The organism is Vogesella sp. XCS3 (assembly GCF_020616155.1).
Classification (GTDB): domain Bacteria; phylum Pseudomonadota; class Gammaproteobacteria; order Burkholderiales; family Chromobacteriaceae; genus Vogesella.
In genome coordinates this window covers 1,334,100-1,350,347 of record NZ_CP085530.1, presented here as the reverse complement: position 1 = coordinate 1,350,347, position 16,248 = coordinate 1,334,100, and the positions used below count along the sequence as shown (strand labels likewise).

General features: G+C 64.7%; 16 protein-coding genes. 5 read left to right on the top strand and 11 right to left on the bottom strand.

What is annotated here, in order from left to right; genetic code table 11:
- Nucleotides 1-37: 37 nt before the first annotated feature.
- Complete coding sequence (locus tag LCH97_RS06345; protein ID WP_227304157.1) at nucleotides 38-1,732, top strand: methyl-accepting chemotaxis protein; 1,695 nt, start codon at nucleotides 38-40, stop codon at nucleotides 1,730-1,732.
- Nucleotides 1,733-1,808: 76 nt separating this feature from the next.
- On the opposite strand, the gene LCH97_RS06340 is transcribed toward LCH97_RS06345, so the two are convergent.
- Together LCH97_RS06340 and LCH97_RS06335 are read right to left on the bottom strand one after the other, a co-directional pair.
- Nucleotides 1,809-2,285: a YbaK/EbsC family protein gene (locus LCH97_RS06340; protein WP_227304154.1), complete on the bottom strand. Its 477-nt coding sequence runs from the start codon at nucleotides 2,283-2,285 to the stop codon at nucleotides 1,809-1,811.
- A 104-nt stretch (nucleotides 2,286-2,389) separates the two neighbouring features.
- On the bottom strand, nucleotides 2,390-3,514 hold the full coding sequence (locus LCH97_RS06335) for a methyl-accepting chemotaxis protein (RefSeq protein WP_227304152.1): 1,125 nt from the start codon (nucleotides 3,512-3,514) through the stop codon (nucleotides 2,390-2,392).
- A gap of 258 nt (nucleotides 3,515-3,772) precedes the next feature.
- Here LCH97_RS06335 and LCH97_RS06330 point away from each other — a divergent pair, with 258 nt between their 5' ends.
- Both LCH97_RS06330 and map read left to right on the top strand, forming a co-directional pair.
- Nucleotides 3,773-4,003, top strand: coding sequence for a ParD-like family protein (locus LCH97_RS06330; RefSeq protein WP_227304150.1), 231 nt, complete (start codon nucleotides 3,773-3,775; stop codon nucleotides 4,001-4,003).
- Complete coding sequence (gene map, locus LCH97_RS06325; RefSeq protein ID WP_227304148.1) at nucleotides 4,003-4,797, top strand: type I methionyl aminopeptidase; 795 nt, start codon at nucleotides 4,003-4,005, stop codon at nucleotides 4,795-4,797. The genes LCH97_RS06330 and map overlap by 1 nt, the downstream gene beginning before the upstream one ends.
- A gap of 78 nt (nucleotides 4,798-4,875) precedes the next feature.
- On the opposite strand, the gene LCH97_RS06320 is transcribed toward map, so the two are convergent.
- The 9 genes from LCH97_RS06320 to LCH97_RS06280 form a co-directional block, all read right to left on the bottom strand.
- Nucleotides 4,876-5,652 carry an ABC transporter ATP-binding protein gene (locus LCH97_RS06320; protein ID WP_227304146.1) on the bottom strand — a complete coding sequence of 259 codons (777 nt, stop codon included), beginning with the start codon at nucleotides 5,650-5,652 and terminating at the stop codon, nucleotides 4,876-4,878.
- A complete protein-coding gene (locus LCH97_RS06315; protein ID WP_227304144.1) occupies nucleotides 5,633-6,637 on the bottom strand; it encodes an iron ABC transporter permease in 1,005 nt (334 codons plus the stop codon). Before LCH97_RS06315 ends, LCH97_RS06320 begins: the two co-directional genes overlap by 20 nt.
- Nucleotides 6,634-7,449, bottom strand: coding sequence for a hemin ABC transporter substrate-binding protein (locus tag LCH97_RS06310; RefSeq protein ID WP_227304142.1), 816 nt, complete (start codon nucleotides 7,447-7,449; stop codon nucleotides 6,634-6,636). Before LCH97_RS06310 ends, LCH97_RS06315 begins: the two co-directional genes overlap by 4 nt.
- Nucleotides 7,439-8,494, bottom strand: coding sequence for a hemin-degrading factor (locus LCH97_RS06305; RefSeq protein ID WP_227304140.1), 1,056 nt, complete (start codon nucleotides 8,492-8,494; stop codon nucleotides 7,439-7,441). Before LCH97_RS06305 ends, LCH97_RS06310 begins: the two co-directional genes overlap by 11 nt.
- 10 nt (nucleotides 8,495-8,504) lie before the next feature.
- The gene (locus tag LCH97_RS06300) at nucleotides 8,505-10,604 is read right to left on the bottom strand and encodes a TonB-dependent hemoglobin/transferrin/lactoferrin family receptor (RefSeq protein WP_227304138.1); all 2,100 of its coding nucleotides are present in this window, start codon (nucleotides 10,602-10,604) and stop codon (nucleotides 8,505-8,507) included.
- Between the two features lie 65 nt (nucleotides 10,605-10,669).
- On the bottom strand, nucleotides 10,670-10,840 hold the full coding sequence (gene hemP, locus LCH97_RS06295) for a hemin uptake protein HemP (RefSeq protein WP_227304136.1): 171 nt from the start codon (nucleotides 10,838-10,840) through the stop codon (nucleotides 10,670-10,672).
- Nucleotides 10,841-10,985: 145 nt separating this feature from the next.
- The gene (locus tag LCH97_RS06290; protein WP_227304134.1) at nucleotides 10,986-12,185 is read right to left on the bottom strand and encodes an ammonium transporter; all 1,200 of its coding nucleotides are present in this window, start codon (nucleotides 12,183-12,185) and stop codon (nucleotides 10,986-10,988) included.
- A 257-nt stretch (nucleotides 12,186-12,442) separates the two neighbouring features.
- The gene (locus tag LCH97_RS06285; RefSeq protein ID WP_227304132.1) at nucleotides 12,443-13,069 is read right to left on the bottom strand and encodes a 4'-phosphopantetheinyl transferase superfamily protein; all 627 of its coding nucleotides are present in this window, start codon (nucleotides 13,067-13,069) and stop codon (nucleotides 12,443-12,445) included.
- Nucleotides 13,070-13,145: 76 nt separating this feature from the next.
- On the bottom strand, nucleotides 13,146-13,640 hold the full coding sequence (locus tag LCH97_RS06280; RefSeq protein ID WP_227304130.1) for an Lrp/AsnC ligand binding domain-containing protein: 495 nt from the start codon (nucleotides 13,638-13,640) through the stop codon (nucleotides 13,146-13,148).
- Nucleotides 13,641-13,815: 175 nt separating this feature from the next.
- On the opposite strand from LCH97_RS06280, the gene LCH97_RS06275 reads away from it, so the two are divergent.
- Together LCH97_RS06275 and alr are read left to right on the top strand one after the other, a co-directional pair.
- Nucleotides 13,816-15,123 (top strand): D-amino acid dehydrogenase, encoded by a 1,308-nt coding sequence (locus LCH97_RS06275; protein WP_227304128.1) that lies wholly within the window; start codon nucleotides 13,816-13,818, stop codon nucleotides 15,121-15,123.
- 7 nt (nucleotides 15,124-15,130) lie between these two features.
- Nucleotides 15,131-16,198, top strand: coding sequence for an alanine racemase (gene alr, locus LCH97_RS06270; protein WP_227304126.1), 1,068 nt, complete (start codon nucleotides 15,131-15,133; stop codon nucleotides 16,196-16,198).
- Nucleotides 16,199-16,248: the final 50 nt, after the last annotated feature.

Sequence of the window (16,248 nt, the reverse complement as noted above, 5' to 3'; positions counted from 1 at the left end):
TTCAGTTGCAAAACTTATCGAAATTTGGAGCTTAGCCATGTTGCCTACACTGACTATCGGCCAGCGGCTGACTGTGCTGGTCATTGTTCTGCTGGCGATTGCCATGACGCTGGGTGCTTATGGCATGCATACCCAGTCGGCTATTTTGAAGGATTTTTCAAGTACTTATCACGACAGGGTAGTGCCGCTGCAGCAATTGAAGAAAGTCAGTGACGGCTATGCGGTGAGCATTGTCGATGCAGCGCATAAAGTCCATTCCGGTGCCATGGAAAAATCGGCATTCCTGAAAGAATTGGATAGCGCCCGCGCCACCATTGGCACCGAGTGGCAGGCCTACCGTTCCACCTACCTTACCGACCAGGAGCTGGCGCTGGCGGGCCAGGCCGAGCAGGCGATGAAGCGTGCCGATGGCGCGGTGGACGAGCTGCGCCGCCTGGTAGAGGCCGGTGACGAAGCGCCGCTATTGGTATTCAACAACAAGCAACTCTATCCTGCGCTGGACCCGGTCTCCGGCAGCATCTCGGCGCTGATTGACTTGCAGCTGAAAGTGGCTGCCCAGGAGTATGCCAAGTCGGAAGCCAGCGCCAATTTCAGCGCCCGCCTGTCGGCCATGCTGATGGTGGCGGGCGTGTTGTTTGGCGCGGTTCTGGCCTGGCAGATTATCCGTAACCTGCTGGCGCAGCTGGGGGGCGAGCCCAAGGACGTGGTGGCACTGGCGCAGCGTATCGCCAAGGGCGACCTGAGCCAGAAGCTGCAGATTCGCGCTGGCGACACCAGCAGCGTGGTGGCGTCCATGGGGGCGATGCAAAGCGGGCTGATTGCGCTGGTACGTAATCTGGAAAACATCATTGGCCGCCTGAGTGTGAACGCCAGCGAGCTGGCTGCCGCGTCGGAGCAGGTTGCAGTCAGCACCGAGGAGCAAACCCGCGCCGCGGCCGCCATGTCGGCATCGGTTGAGCAGCTGTCGGTCAGTATCAGCTCGGTCAGCGACAACGCGCGTGACGTGTCGGTAGACGCCAAAGCATCCGGCAAGCTGGCACGTGACGGGGAACGCATCATCGACCACACCCTGCGCACCATCAATACCGTCGCCGATATGGCGCGTGGCTCGCAGCAGCAAGCCGACCTGCTGGGTGCCAAATCGCAGCAGATTTCCAATGTGGTACAGGTGATCCGCGATGTGGCCGAGCAGACCAACCTGCTGGCGCTGAACGCGGCCATCGAGGCCGCACGCGCCGGCGAGCAGGGCCGGGGCTTTGCCGTGGTGGCCGACGAGGTGCGCAAGCTGTCGGAGCGTACCGCGCAGTCTACCGCCGAGATCGGCACCATCATTACCGAGATGGTCAGCAGCAGCCAGCAGGTGGTCAAGACCATTCACGCTACCGTTGATGAAATGGACGCCGGCTTGCAGCAAACCCTGCAGGCACGCGAGGCGGTAACCGGTATCAGCAGCAATATGGCGCGCATCAACGACTCGGTGGCGTCCATTTCCATTGCGCTGGCCGAGCAGCAGTCGGCCAGCGGCATGGTGGCCAGCAATGTGGAGCAGGTAGCGCAGATGTCGGAAGAAACCAGTACTGCTGCGGTGCAGACGTCCAGCTCGGCCGAGCAGATGGAGCAGATGGCGCACGAGCTGAAAGCCAGTATCGACTTCTTTACCCTGCCGCAGCCAGGGCAGAGCCGCGGTGGTGACGGTATGCAGGCTGTGGGGGTAGGGGTGCCGGTGATGTAAGTGTTGCGGCCAACCTTGCCGCATCAATACAAAGCCCTGCCGGCACTGTCGGCAGGGCTTTTGCATGCTGGCCGTGTCAGGCTTCGGCGGTTTGTGCCTGGCAGCAATCCACCCATTGCCCGTTTACCAGCTCGGTCAGCTGCGCCGGGCTGATGCGTACGGCGGTGTGCACATCGCCGGCTGCCGGTAGTACTTCGTCAAAATCCTGCAGTGATACATCCACATAAACCGGAAGCGGTGTCGCCAGGCCAAACGGGCACACCCCGCCTACCGGGTGGCCGGTTAGCGCTTGCACTTCTTCGGCAGGCAGCATGCGGCTTTTGCCGAATGCGGCTTTGAATTTCTTGTTATCGATGCGGGCGTCGCCGCGCGCTACCAGCAAAATGGTGCGCTCGTCGGCCAGGCGAAACGCCAGTGTTTTGGCAATGCGGCCGGGAGCCACGCCGTGTGCCTCTGCGGCCAACGCTACTGTGGCGGTGCTGGTTTCCAGCTCGATGATGTCGATTGCCAGCGACCTGGCAGCAAAAAAGTCACGTACCGACTGCAAGCTCATGCGGGGGTCTCCGGATCAAAAGGCCATTATCGGCCAGCGGCAGCACCATGCAAACGAGCAGCTGTACGCTGCCCGTGGGTGCGGTGCCGTGGTGGCGTGAATCACTAGCCGCGGGCGATATCGCCCAGCTTGTCGGAAATGTCTTGCGAGGTGGCGGCTTGCTCTTCGCTGGCTTCGGCGATCTGTACGACAAAGTCACGCATCTGGTTGACTTCTTCCACGATCTTGATCAGTGCTGCCTCCGCACGCTGGAAGTCGCTTTCGGTCGCCGCAACCTGCTGCCGGCTTTGTTCGGTAGCCGAAACGTTCTGTTGCACGTCTTGCTGGATGTCCTTGATCATGCCGCCGATCTGCTGCGTCGCCGCTGTGGTGCGCTCTGCCAGCTTGCGGACTTCGTCGGCTACCACGGCAAAACCGCGGCCCATTTCGCCGGCGCGGGCGGCTTCGATGGCGGCATTCAGCGCCAGCAGGTTGGTCTGGTCGGCAATATCCTTGATCACGTTGACGATCTGGCCAATGGCTTCCGAGCGCTGCCCCAGCGAGGTCAGGCTGTCTGCCGTGCTGCGTACCATATCGGCCACGGTTTTCATGCTCTTGCTGGTTTCGTCCACAATGGCGACCCCGTGCCGGCTTTCGCGCAGCATGACCTCGGCCGACTCGGATGCCGAGGCGGTCTGAACCGCCACGTTTTCGATGGTGGCGCTCATGGCTTGCATGTTTTGCGAGATTTCACCCACGCGCTCTTCCAGGAACTGGCGGCGGTTGGCGGTTTCTGCCGCCAGCTTGTCGGCGATGACACTGGAGCTCACGTCACGGAAGCTGGCCATGAAACACAGCAACTCGCGGTTATTACCCTGGCGCCAGATAGGGAAGATTTTGGTCTCGAAGGTGATATTGCCGACCGGAATCATGGCTTTGTGTACTGCCAGCTTGCCACTGGCCAGGTCTTGCAGAATGCCGCGTATGCGTTCGGGCGAGGTGTGAAACTGGTGGATAGAGTGTTCGAAGGCTTTTTCCACATCTACGCCAGGGCGAAACTTCTGGTTCATGGCGGCCCGGTGTTGCGACAGCAGCTCGCGGGCGGTCTTGTTCATGTAGATGATTTTGTTGTCCGGCGTGGTGTCGGCCAGCATGATCAGGTTGTCTACACAGTCCAGCATCTGGCGCAGCTGGTGTATTTCTTCGTCTTTGGCGCTGCTGGCTTCTTTTTGTTTGAACAAACCGAACATGCTTATCTCCCTGTGTGTGTCAGATGCGATATTTTTATTGATAGCTTCTGTTTAGCATGTGGCGTGTTTCTTTGTCTGCCTTTGTAAGGTTGTCAGCTACGTCTATCGATTTGCTTGTTGTGCTTGAAATACAGAATACTTTTTTAAATAGCCAATGTGCATGACGTGCCCTGTCACAGCGCTGGCCAGCCTGGGTGGCTTGTGATGCGGCGGGCTGGTAATATACGCATCGTATACAAACCATATAACGAGGCGGCCATGGGTATCGTCAAGATTTCCGAACAGATGCACGAGACCTTGCGCCAGACAAGCGGGGCGCTTAGCCGCTCCATCAACGCGCAAGCCGAACATTGGCTGCGTGTAGGCATGCTGGCCGAGCTCAACCCCAAACTGAGCTATAGCGACATCTGCCAGCTGCTGATCCGTGCAGAAGCCGGCGAGCGCCTGTCGGGTATCGCCTGGCCACCTACCACGCAGGAGCACGCCTGATGGCAAACCAACGACAAGTGATCCGCCGCAACGCTGGCGAGATCGAACAATCCCGCCGCGCTGGCGCGCTGGCGGCCGAGCTATTGCAGATGATCGGCCAGTACGTGAAACCCGGTGTCAGCACCAACGAGCTGGACCGTATCTGCCGCGAATACATCATCAATGTGCAGCAGGCCAAGCCGGCCAATATCGGCTACCACGGCTACCCCAAAACCATCTGCGCGTCGGTTAATCATGTGATCTGCCACGGCATCCCCGACGACAAGCCGTTGCAGGACGGCGATATCGTCAATATCGACGTGGCGGTGATCAAGGATGGCTGGTTTGGCGACAGCAGCCGCATGTACTACGTGGGCGAGCCATCGCCGCTGGCCAAACGGCTGGTGGACACCACTTACGAGGCAATGTGCGCCGGCATCCGCGCCGTGCGCCCCGGTGCGCGCCTGGGCGACGTGGGCCACGCCATCCAGCAGGTGGCGCTGCGCGAAAGCTTTAGCGTGGTGCGCGAGTACTGCGGCCACGGCATCGGCACCGTGTACCACACCGAGCCGGAGGTGCTGCACTACGGCCGCCCCGGTACCGGCCTGACGCTGGCGCCGGGCATGATCTTTACCATCGAGCCGATGATCAACGCCGGCAAGGCCGACATCCGCCAGCTGGCCGACGGCTGGACCGTGGTGACCAAGGACCGCTCGCTGTCGGCGCAGTGGGAACACATGGTGGTGGTGACCGAAGACGGCTACGACGTGCTGACACGCTGGCCGGACGGCGTGGGCAGCTACGCGCCGGTCTGACGCGGCCACGCCTGCAAAGCAAAGCCCCTGTCGCCAGACAGGGGCTTTTGTCTTAACGCCGGGGCTAAAGTGGGCGGCTCAGGCCACGGCGCCGTGGCCGTAGACGTCCAGCTGCCAGCGCCCGCTAGCGGGCTGGCGTTCGGCGCGGATCGGCCAGCGGTACACCTGGCTGAGCAGCTCGCCGTGCAGCACCGCGTCCGGCCGCCCTTGCGCCACCAGCTCGCCGTCGGCCACCAGCAGCAGCCAGTCGGCAAAGTTGGCCGCCAGTTGCAGCTCGTGCAGCACGCACACCAAAGTGCGCCCCTGGCGCGCCAGTTGCTGTAGCTGGCGCAGCAGTAATTGCTGGTGGCGGATATCCAGATGGTTGCACGGCTCGTCCAGCAGCATCAGCGGCGTGTCCTGTGCCAGCGCCCGCGCAATGGCGGCGCGCTGGCGCTCGCCACCGGATAGCGTGGCCAGCCGTTGCCCGGCCAGGCCTTGCAGCGCCATGCTGTCCAGCGCCCGCGCCACCGCCTGCTGGTCGGCCGCGCTGCTGCGCCCCAGCCAGCCCAGCTGCGGGCGGCGGCCCAGCATCACGTAGTCGGCCACGCACAGCGGGCTGTCGGCGCCTTCGTGCTGGCCCACCCAGGCCAGCGGGCGCGGCTGGCCGGCGCGCAGCGGCTGCCCCAGGCTGTGGCCGTGGCAGTCGCCATGAAAACCGGCCAGCGCGCGCAGCAGCGTGGTCTTGCCGGCGCCGTTGGGGCCGATGATGGCGCACAGGCTGCCAGCGGGGATGTGCAGCTGGCGGGCGCTGAACAGGCAGCGGCCGCCGGTATGCACGGCGATGTGGTCCAGCTCAAAGGCGGGGGCGCGCATGGCGGCCTCCTTGCAAGCGACGGAACAACCATAAAAAGAACACCGGCCCGGCAAAAGCCGCCATCACGCCGGCCGGCAGGTCTACCGGGTAGGCCAGCTCGCGGCCCAGGGTGTCGATCAGCAGCAAAAACAAAGCGCCGACCCAGGCCGACCACAGCATCAGCTGGCGCCGGGTGCCGCCGCCCAGCAGGGCGATGGCGTTGGGCACCATCATGCCGACAAAGCCGATGATGCCGGATAGCGTTACCGCGCCGCCGGCCAGCAGCGCCGCGCCAACGGCGGTGAGGGTGCGGGTGCGGCCAACGTTGACGCCCAGCGAGCGGGCAGTGTCGTCGCCCAGCAGCAGGCAGTCCAGGTCGCGCGCCACCAGCAGCAGGATGGCCGCGCCCAGCGCCATCACCGGCAGCACGTAGCCGTGCTCGGCAAAGCGGGCTTCGGCCAGGCTGCCGGACAGCCAGCTCATGGCGCCGCGCAGCGTCAGGTCGTCAGACAGGAACAGCAGCAGGCTGACCATGGCGCCGCAGCACGCCCCCACCACTACGCCGATGATCAGCAACCCGGCCTGGCCGCCTTGCAGCAGCCGGTTCAGCAGCAGGATCAGCGCGGTAACGGCCAGGCCGCCGCCAAACGCCGCCAGCGGCACGCTGAGGCCGCCGATGCCCAGCGCGATGACGCCGATCACCCCCATCGCCGCGCCGGACGAGGTGCCGATCAGCCCCGGGTCGGCCAGCGGGTTGCGGAACAGCGCCTGCAACGCTGCGCCGCTCATCGCCAGTGCCGCGCCTACCAGCAGCGCGTTGGCAATGCGCGGCAGCCGTAGCTGGCGCACGATGGGGTCGTGCCAGTCCGGCGCCTGCCACTGCCCGGCGCCAAAGCCGGCCAGCAGCCAGATCAGCGCCAGCCCGCCCAGTGCGGCCAACCCCAGGCCTACCCCCGGCAGGCGCGGCCAGGCGGGTAGGGCGGCCAGCGTGCGGCTGCCGCTCATGACGCCAGCGCCCGCAGCTTTTGCACCGTGGCCGGGCTGGCTACGCCCAGGCGCAGGAAGTCGGCCGCCGGCCAGGCCAGCACACGGTTTGCCTTCACCGCCGGGCTGCCCGCCAGCTCCGGCCGTGCCTTCAGCGCCGCCAGGCTGCCGAACACCGGCGCGTTGTGCGCGGCCACGATCACCACGTCCGGCGCGGCGCGCAGCCACGCCTCCGGCGTCATCGGCAAAAAGCCCTGCACGTCGGCGGCGGCGTTGACGGCGCCGGCGGCGCGGATGATGGCGTCGCCGGCGGTGCCGCTACCGGCCACCAGCCGGCCGTCGTAGCTGAACAGCACGCGCTTGCCCTTGCCGGCCTGCGGTTGCAGCGCCTTCAGCCAGCGTGCGGCCAGCTGTTCGGCGCGCCCGGCTTGTCCCAGCGCCTGCCCCACCTGGCGGATGCCGTCGGCAAAGGCCGCCGGGTCTTCGCTGTGGCGGATGCGGCCAACCTTCAGCCCCAGCGCCTGTAGCTGGTCGTAGATGGCGGGCGGCTGCGCCTGGTCGCTGCCCAGCACCAGGTCGGGCTTGCTGGCCAGTACCGGCTGCGGGGTCAGCGCGCGCGAGCTGCCGATCTCGGGCACCTTTGCCAGCTGCGGCTGGCGCGCCAGCTTGTCGCGGCCAACCAGCAGGTGCTGCGCATCCAGCGCCAGCACGATTTCGGCCACGTCGGCGGTCAGCGCCACCACGCGCGGGCCGGCCGCTGGTTGTGCCGGTGCGGCGGCCAGTGCGGGGGCCATCGCCAGCGCCAGCAATAGCGGCAGGCGTTTACGCCACATGGCTGGCCTCCTTGCGCGGCAGGGCGGCGGCCAACTCGCGCCAGCCGGCCAGTTCCGGCTCGCCTTCGATGCGCTGGCCGAAGAAGCTGACGATGCTGTGGCCGTCGGCGTCGAACGCTTCGATGGCGGTGATGATGCCGTCGCGCGTGGGGCGGCGCACCAGCCAGGTTTCCTGCAGGCGGCTGTCCTGCAGGTGCAGGTTGAAGCCGGGGTCGAGGATGTTCAGCCACTCGCCGATGCGTTGCACGCGCTGCAGCGCGCCGGTATGGATCTGTACCATGCCGCGGTTGCCGACAAACACCATGATCGGCAGCCCGCTGTCGGCGGCGCCGCGCAGCAGGCGGTCTACCGCGTCGCCGGCCAGCTGCCAGGCGTGGCCGGCCGGCGCGTGGCGGAACGCTTGCTGGCGGGTGAGGCCGTGTTTGCGCAGCAAGCCGTGGAAGTGGTGCACGTCCTGCAGCGCCAGCCAGGCGTCGGCAAAGGCGGCGGCGTCGAAGCCGGCCGGCAGCGGCTGGCTGGCCGGGGCAGTTTCGATATTGCTGCTGTCGAACACCGACGCGGTGGCCGTATCGGCAAACTCGGCCACCAGCGCCTGCCAGGCGGGTACGGTGCTGTCGTCTTTCAGGTACAGCTTGTGGATGGCGTGGCCGGCGGCGTCGTAAAACTGTAGCGAGCGCAGCGTGCCGCGCGGGCTGGCTTGTTCGGCGGCGTAGGCGTGGGCCCAGTGCGCGGGGAACAGGCGCAGGTCGAGCTGGCCGGGGTTGAGCACCAGGCCTACTTTGTCGGATAGCGTCAGGTTGTCGTAGCGGCCGTCTTTCTCGTGTACCGCCAGTTCGTTGCGGGTGATGGCTTTCAGTGTGCCAAGCTCGGCCAGGCGCGGCAGCAGTGCCGGCAGGTCGCAGCGCAGGCGGGTACTGCCCGGCAGGCAGGCCAGCAGCTGCGCTTCGCTAACGCCCAGCTGCGTGGCTGCATCACGCTGGCGCAGGTGGGTCTGTTCGGCTTTCAGCGCCTCGTAGCGCTGTAGCAGGGTAACGGGTGCGTTCATGACGGTCCTTTCAGAAGCGGGTTTCCAGGCTGGCGCTGACACTGCGGCCGGCCTGGGCGTAGAAGTCCACAGCGCTGCCGGTGACGTTTTTCACGTCGGCCCACTGCCAGTATTTCTTGTCGCCCACGTTGTGCACGGTGGCGCGCAGCGTGGTCTGCTTGCCCAGCTTCAGCCAGCCGCCCACGTCCAGCGTGCCGTAGCCGGGGGCCTTGAACTGGCTGGCGCTGGCGGCGCGGGTTTTAGCAGCCACCAGTGTGATCAGCACGTCGCTACCCCATTGCCCTTGCTGGTAGTGCGCGCCCAGCGTGGCTTTCAGCGGGTCGATGCTGTTCAGCGGGGTGCCGGTTTTGCGGTTGCTGCCGTGCGCCCAGGCCAGGCTGCTGTCCAGTAGCAGCGCGTCGCTGGCTTGCCAGCCGGCGCGGGCTTCCACGCCGTGCGTCTGTACGCTGTCCAGGTTCTGGTACTGGAAAATGCCGCGCGGCGAGGCGCGGTCGCTCCCCAGGGTGACGGTGTCGATGAAGTGGCTGTAGCGGTTGTAGAAGGCGGTGAGTTGGCCGCTGACGCTACCGCGCTGGTATTTGCTACCCAGCTCGATGCCGCGCGAGGTTTCCGATTTCAGGTTGGCGTTGGGGATGATGCGGTAGCCGGCCTGCGCGTTGTTGAAGGTCATGAACGAGCTGTCGAACGGCGGTGCGCGAAAGCCGGTGCTGAGGTTGGCAAAGCCGGTGATGCCGTCGGCCAGCGGCAGGCTCAGGCCCAGCCGGGGTGACCACGCGCTGTCCTGAAAGCGGCTGACCGGCACCGCGCCGCCGCTGCTGGCCTGGTAGATGGCGTCGCTTTGCGGCGTCATCGTATAGCGGTCGTAGCGCAGCGCCGGGGTAACGGTGAGGCTGCCCACGCGGAACTGGTCTTGCACGAACAGGCCCAGGCGCTCGCTGCGGTTGTCGGGGAAGGTCTTGCTGCTGCTGGTGGTGCTGCCGGCGGTGGTGCGCGTCAGGCGTGCCGTGTCGGTACGGGTGGCTTCGATGCCGGTCAGCACGCGGTGCTCGCCGAGGCGCCATTCCAGCTGGCCGTCTAGCCCGCTGATGTCCTGGTCGAAACGGTGGTTTTCGTAGCGGGTGCCGGTGTTGCGCACTTCTACTGCCTTGTCTTCGTTGCGCAGCGTTTGCTGGTACAACTTGAGGTTGGCCGCAGCCAGGCTGCCGTCGCCCTGGTAGCGGTATTCGGCGCTGTAGCGCTGGCGGCGGGTGTCGTCGTCGCTGTCGCGGTCGCGCACGGTATAGCCGGTGGCGGGGCCGCGGGCGCTGAGCAGCTCGGTCTGGCGCTGGCGGTCGAAGCTTTCCACGCCCAGCAGCAGCTGGTGCGGGCCGTCCTGGCCTAGCGCTACCTTGGCCAGCACGTTGCGGGTGTCGGTCAGCTGTGGGTCGGCCACCGTGCGCTGGCCGCCTTCGATGTCGCGGCTGGCCGGGGTGTCCAGTTCGTGTGCGCGGCGCTGGGTCAGCATCAGCAGCGCGGCGGTATTGTCGCCAGCGGCGGCTACTGTGGCGGTGGTGGCGCTGCCGTGGCGGGCGCCGTCGTACGATTGCTTCAGGCCGAAGTGCAGCGGTTTGTCGCGGTCGACGAAATCGGCCGGCTCGAAGGTGTGCTGGCTGATCACGCCGCCGATGGCGTCGCTGCCGAACAGCGCCGACGCCGGGCCCTTGATGATGTCGATCTGGCGCAGGGTATCCGGCTCTACCAGGTCGCGGCCGGAAATGGCACCGCCGCCGCTCATATAGGCTTCGGGCAGGCGGGTGCCGTCTACCTGCATCAGGATGCGGTTGGTTTCGATGCCACGGATGGTGACACCGGCGTTGCCACGGCGGCCCTGGTCGCCGGACACCGACACGCCGGGTTCCTGCGCGAGCAGGCTGTCGAGGTCGCTGGCGTGTTGGCGGTCCAGCTGCTTGCGGCCAAGGGCCGAGATATTCGGCGCGGTGTCGGCCAGCTGCTCGCTGATGCGGTTGGCGGTCACCGTGGTGGTTTCCAGTACGGTGGGGCTGTCGGCAAAAACAGGCAGGGCCACTGTCGTCAGACAGATGCCCGCCAGGGTAATGCGATCCTTGGACACGGATCTTCTCCTGTATGCGTGGCACCGTGGCTGGCGATGGCTGGCTCGGTGGGGTGGTTGCGGTGTTACTTCACCAGTATCAGTTTGTCGTTTTGCGTCAGTTGCAGGCGGTAATACTCGCCACGGTGGCAGATCAGCAGCTGGCGGTCGCGCACAAACAGGGTGCGGGTATCCAGCACGGTGTAGGGCTGCTGGTCGGCGGCAGTTTTGGCGTGCAGTGCGGGTGCTTGCGTCATGATGTCATCTCCTTTGATGATAATAATTCTTATTAACATGCATGGCAAGTGTTTGCTTGTGGCGCGCACGGCTCTGCGATATTTCCGCATTACAGAAGCACAAAACCCCGCCATTGGCGGGGTTTGGGGTGGTTTGCGGCCAACTTTACCAGTTGCTCTCGCGTTCCGGCGTGGCGGTAATCTGGTGGATGGACAGGTCGGCGCCGTTGAATTCTTCTTCGTCACTCAGGCGGATGCCCACGGTTTTCTTCAGCACGCCGTACACGATATAGCCGCCTCCAAAGCCCACGGCCACACCGGCTGCGGTGCCGGCCAGCTGCGACAGCAGCGTGACGCCGCCGGCGCCGCCCAGTGCTTCCAGCCCGAAGATGCCGGCCGCAATGCCGCCCCAGGCGCCGCACAGGCCGTGCAGCGGCCACACGCCCAGCACGTCGTCTATCTTCCAGCGGTTTTGCGTGAGGGTGAACAGCCACACAAACATGGCACCGGCCACGCCGCCCACGATCAGGGCACCGATAGGGTGCATGATGTCGGAACCGGCGCACACGGCTACCAGGCCGGCCAGCGGGCCGTTATGGATAAAGCCGGGGTCGTTCTTGCCCAGCCACATGGCGGTGAGCGTGCCGCCTACCATGGCCATCAGCGAGTTCATGGCTACCAGGCCGGAAATGCCGGCGATTTTCTGGGCGCTCATCACGTTAAAGCCGAACCAGCCCACGATCAGGATCCACGCGCCCAGCGCCAGGAAGGGGATGGACGACGGCGGGTGGGCGGCCACGCGGCCTTCCTTGCTGTAGCGGCCGCGGCGCGCGCCCAGGTGCAGCACGGCGGCCAGGCCGATCCAGCCGCCTACCGCGTGTACCACTACCGAGCCGGCAAAGTCGTGAAACGGTGCGCCCAGGTTGGCCGTCAGCCAGTCTTGCACGCCAAAGTGGCCGTTCCAGGCGATGCCTTCAAAAAACGGGTACACCAGGCCTACCAGCAGGAAGGTGGCGGCGGACTGCGGGTGGAACTTGGCGCGCTCGGCAATGCCGCCGGACACAATGGCGGGGATGGCGGCGGCGAAGGTGAGCAGGAAGAAGAACTTCACCAGCTCGTAGCCATTGGCCTGGCTGATGTGCTTTACATCGGCCAGAAAGTTCACGCCGTAGGCCACGCTGTAGCCGACAAAGAAGTAGGCAATGGCCGACACGGCAAAGTCGGTGAGGATTTTCACCAGCGCGTTGACCTGGTTTTTCTTGCGCACGGTGCCCAGCTCCAGAAAGGCAAAGCCGGCGTGCATGGCCAGAATCATCACCGCGCCTAGCAGCAGGAACAGTACGTCGTTGGGGGTGGTGGCAGGCATCTCTTGCTCCCTGATGGATATTCTGGTGCAAGGTGAGCAATAACAGTGCCAGATGAGCTGTTTCGGTGCGGGCGGTATGGGTGGTTGCCCGGCAGTGGGGCGGTGCAGGCGGGTGGCGCGCTAGGCGGGCGATTTGATGCAAGTATTTGGTGCGCAAGGCAGTTTGTGCACTGATATTGTGCTTGGTGTGCACCGTAATGGTTGGTCGCACGGTGTGGGCTGCTGCCAGGCAGGCGGCAGCCCCGTCAGCCGGCAACTTAGCGGCGCTGGTAGCCCGGCCACGGCTGCAGTTTGACGCGTGCGGCTTTTTGCTGGCCGCATTGCAGCTGGCAGTCCAGTGCTGCCGGTGCGGTAATGGCCAGCATCAGCCCGCTATCCGGCAGTGCTAGGTGGGCGGCGTAGTGCTCCAGCTGGTGAATGCTGCCCGTCTGTTGTGGTGTTTCCCAGCGCCGGCCGTGGTACTTGCCCAGTGCCTCTTTCAGCGTCCAGATGCGCCAGAACGGGTCGCCTGGCAGGCTGTTTTCAGGCAGCTCGGCCAGCCAGGCGGCTTCGTCAGCCGAGAGCAGCTCTGCCAGATCGTCGGCATCGCGGGGCTTGGCGGTTTGTTCGATATCCATACCCAGCGGGCGACAGGCCGACACGGCCGCCGCTACCCATGGCCCGCTGTGGCTGATGGATAGCCCCAGTGGTGCCGGTGCGCCTTCCAGCAGCAGGAAGGGCGGCTTGTCGCTATCCATGGCGAAGTGGCGCAGTGGTAGCGACATCAGTTGCGAGGCTGCCTGTAAGGCCAGCTGGCGGCCCAGGCTTTTCAGTGCTTCGCGCTGGGCAAAACCGTCTTGCATGAGTGGGTCTGGCAGTCGGTCCAGCAGGATCAGGGTATTCATAACGGGCTGTTGGAGTCGGTTGTCATTGCCGGCAGCTTAGTCAGGAATGGCCGTCAAGTCACGTGGTATGACGGTTTCAGGCTTCCAGATTCAGCTGCAGGGTCTCTTTGACTTCTTCCATGACCACGTAACTGCGCGATTCGTTCGCTTGCGGCAGCTTTAGCAGGATGTCGCCCAGAATCTTGCGGTACATGGACATGTCGGGTAAGCGCACCTTTAATAAGTAGTCATATTCGCCCGATACCAGGTGGCACTCCTGCACGTCGGGCAGCTTCTGTACTTCGCGGCGGAAGGCGTCGAAGATGTCGCCGGACTTGGCTGAGAGCTTGATCTCCACGAACACCAGCAGGCTGGCGCCCAGTGCCTGGGGGTTCAGGCGGGCGTGGTAGCCCTCGATCACGCCTTCGCGTTCCAGTCGGCGCACGCGCTCGGTGCAGGGGGTGGTGGACAGCCCCACCTTTTCTGCCAGCTCTGTCATGGCGATGCGGGCGTTGGCCTGCAGCAGCTGCAGGATTTTGATGTCCACTTTGTCCAGCTGGCGTGATCTGTCTATTGTGCGTTGCGGTTTCACTGTTTTAGCCTTTTTTTGTGGTGAAATGCTCTGTGCTGTTATTAAACATAAGTGAAAAAAACTGCGTTTTAATCAATATACTACGCAAATTCACTGAGCGGCAAAAGCCGCCGATTGCACACACGACAGGACAGCCCGCGCTGTCCTGTTTCAACAGGGTAGCCTGGAGGTAAACATGAAAGTCATCGTTCTTGGTGGTGGGGTCATCGGTATTTCCACTGCATGGTATCTGGCCAAATCCGGCGTCGACGTTACCGTGGTGGAACGTCAGCCCGGCCCGGCGCTGGAAACCAGCTTTGCCAATGCCGGCCAGATCTCCCCGGGTTACGCTGCGCCGTGGGCGGCGCCCGGCATCCCGGCCAAGGCGGTGAAATGGCTGTTCCAGAAGCACGCCCCGCTGGCTATCCGCGTGGATGGCAGCACCTACCAGTGGGAATGGATGGCGCGCATGTTCGCCAACTGCAACCCGCAGGCCTACAACGTCAACAAGGGTCGTATGATGCGCCTGGCCGAGTACAGCCGGGACAAGATCCGCGAGCTGAAAGCCGAAACCGGCCTGGGCTTTGAAGGCCGCGAAGGCGGCACGCTGCAGCTGTTCCGCAGCCAGCAGCAAGTGGACGCCATGGGCAAGGACATCGAAGTACTCAAAGAGTGCGGCGTGGCCTACGAAGTGCTGGACGCCGACGGTTGCGCCCGCATCGAGCCGGCGCTGAAAAAGACCAAGCACAAACTGAAGGGTGGCCTGCGCCTGCCTAACGACGATACCGGCGATTGCCAGATGTTCACCACCCGCCTGGCCGAAATGTGCGCCGGGCTGGGCGTGAAGTTCCTGTGGGGCAAGAGCATCGACAGCATCCAGACCTACGGCGACAAAGTCACCGGCGTAGTGGTGGAGGGCGAACTGCTCACCGCCGACCACTACGTGGTTGCTACCGGCAGCTACTCGCGCGAGATGGTCAAGGCTATCGGTATCGATATCCCTGTGTACCCGGTAAAAGGCTACTCGCTGACGGTGCCGATCACCAACGCCAAGGGCGCGCCGGTATCTACCGTACTGGACGAGACCTACAAGATTGCCATCACCCGCTTTGACGACCGCATCCGCGTAGGTGGCATGGCCGAGCTGGCCGGTTTCGACCTCAGCCTGAACCCGAAACGCCGCGCTACGCTGGAAATGGTGGTGACCGACCTGTACCCGGACGGCGGCGACGTATCTCGCGCCGAGTTCTGGACCGGCCTGCGCCCGATGACCCCGGACGGCACGCCGATTATCGGCGGTACCCGCTTTGCCAACCTGTCGTTGAATACCGGCCACGGCACGCTGGGCTGGACGATGTGCGCCGGTTCCGGCAAGGTGCTGGCCGACCTGATCACCGGCACGCAGCCGGAAATCCTGGTAGACGGCCTGTCGATGCAGCGTTACGCCAAGCAAGGCGAAACCCTGGTGGTGCCGATGTTCCAGCCCGCTGCGGCCAAAGCCTGAGACTGCCATGCGCCCATTGATTGCTTCGATCCGCCTGGATCATTTTCGACATAACTACCTGCTGGCGCGCCAGCAGCACGGCAGCCGCGCGCTGGCCGTGGTGAAGGCCAACGCCTACGGCCACGGCGCGGTGCGCTGCGCCCAGGCGGTGGCCGACGTGGCCGACGGTTACGCCGTGGCCTGCCTGGAAGAAGCGCTGCAGCTGCGTGCGGCCGGCATCAGCCTGCCCATCCTGCTGCTGGAAGGCGTGTTCGAGCCGGCCGAGCTGGCCGAGGTGCAAGCGCACGACCTGTGGCTGGTGGTGCAAAACCGCGAGCAGCTGGCCATGCTGTTGGCCGCACCTGCTACCAAGCCGTACCGCGTGTGGCTGAAGATGGATTCCGGCATGCACCGCGCCGGTTTCTTCCCCGCCGATTACGCCGCCGCTTACCGCGAGCTGCAAGAGAGCGGCAAGGTGGACGCCATCGTCAAGATGACGCACTTTGCCCGTGCCGACGAGCCAGGTTGCCCGGCTACCGACGCGCAGATTGCCGCGTTTGACGCCGCCACCGCCGGCCTGGGCGGGGAAACCAGCCTGGCCAACTCGGCCGGTATCATGATCCACGCCGACGCGCATCGCGACTGGGGCCGCCCCGGCATCATGCTGTACGGCGCCACGCCGCTACCGGCAGATCATGCGGCCAACGTTGGCCTCAAGGCAGTGATGCAGCTCACCACCCGCATCTTCGGCGTGCGCGAGCTGGGTGTGGGCGAGCCGGTAGGCTACGGCGCGTCGTTCCATACCGAACGGCCCACCCGTGTCGGCCTGATGGCCTGCGGCTACGCCGACGGCTACCCGCGCCTGGCGTCCACCGGCAGCCCGGTGCTGATCGATGGTGTCCGTAGCTGTGTGATCGGCCGCGTATCGATGGACATGATGACGGTAGACCTCACCGACATCCCGCAGGCTGGCGTAGGCAGTACCGTAGAGCTGTGGGGCGACAATATCAGCGTGAACGATGTGGCGGCGCACGCGTGCACCATCGGCTACGAAGTGCTGTGCAACGTAAAGCGCGCACACTTCCACTACGAGTGAGCCATATCAACGGCATGAAAGTGTAGAATTCCGCACTTGCTATGCCAGTA

Bases quoted from the DNA above. Each gene is read 5' to 3' on its own strand.
- LCH97_RS06345 (WP_227304157.1), top strand. From the start codon at position 38: ATGTTGCCTACACTGACTATCGGCCAGCGGCTGACTGTGCTGGTCATT.
- LCH97_RS06340 (WP_227304154.1), bottom strand. From the start codon at position 2,285: ATGAGCTTGCAGTCGGTACGTGACTTTTTTGCTGCCAGGTCGCTGGCA.
- LCH97_RS06335 (WP_227304152.1), bottom strand. From the start codon at position 3,514: ATGTTCGGTTTGTTCAAACAAAAAGAAGCCAGCAGCGCCAAAGACGAA.
- LCH97_RS06330 (WP_227304150.1), top strand. From the start codon at position 3,773: ATGGGTATCGTCAAGATTTCCGAACAGATGCACGAGACCTTGCGCCAG.
- map (WP_227304148.1), top strand. From the start codon at position 4,003: ATGGCAAACCAACGACAAGTGATCCGCCGCAACGCTGGCGAGATCGAA.
- LCH97_RS06320 (WP_227304146.1), bottom strand. From the start codon at position 5,652: ATGCGCGCCCCCGCCTTTGAGCTGGACCACATCGCCGTGCATACCGGC.
- LCH97_RS06315 (WP_227304144.1), bottom strand. From the start codon at position 6,637: ATGAGCGGCAGCCGCACGCTGGCCGCCCTACCCGCCTGGCCGCGCCTG.
- LCH97_RS06310 (WP_227304142.1), bottom strand. From the start codon at position 7,449: ATGTGGCGTAAACGCCTGCCGCTATTGCTGGCGCTGGCGATGGCCCCC.
- LCH97_RS06305 (WP_227304140.1), bottom strand. From the start codon at position 8,494: ATGAACGCACCCGTTACCCTGCTACAGCGCTACGAGGCGCTGAAAGCC.
- hemP (WP_227304136.1), bottom strand. From the start codon at position 10,840: ATGACGCAAGCACCCGCACTGCACGCCAAAACTGCCGCCGACCAGCAG.
- LCH97_RS06290 (WP_227304134.1), bottom strand. From the start codon at position 12,185: ATGCCTGCCACCACCCCCAACGACGTACTGTTCCTGCTGCTAGGCGCG.
- LCH97_RS06285 (WP_227304132.1), bottom strand. From the start codon at position 13,069: ATGAATACCCTGATCCTGCTGGACCGACTGCCAGACCCACTCATGCAA.
- LCH97_RS06275 (WP_227304128.1), top strand. From the start codon at position 13,816: ATGAAAGTCATCGTTCTTGGTGGTGGGGTCATCGGTATTTCCACTGCA.
- alr (WP_227304126.1), top strand. From the start codon at position 15,131: ATGCGCCCATTGATTGCTTCGATCCGCCTGGATCATTTTCGACATAAC.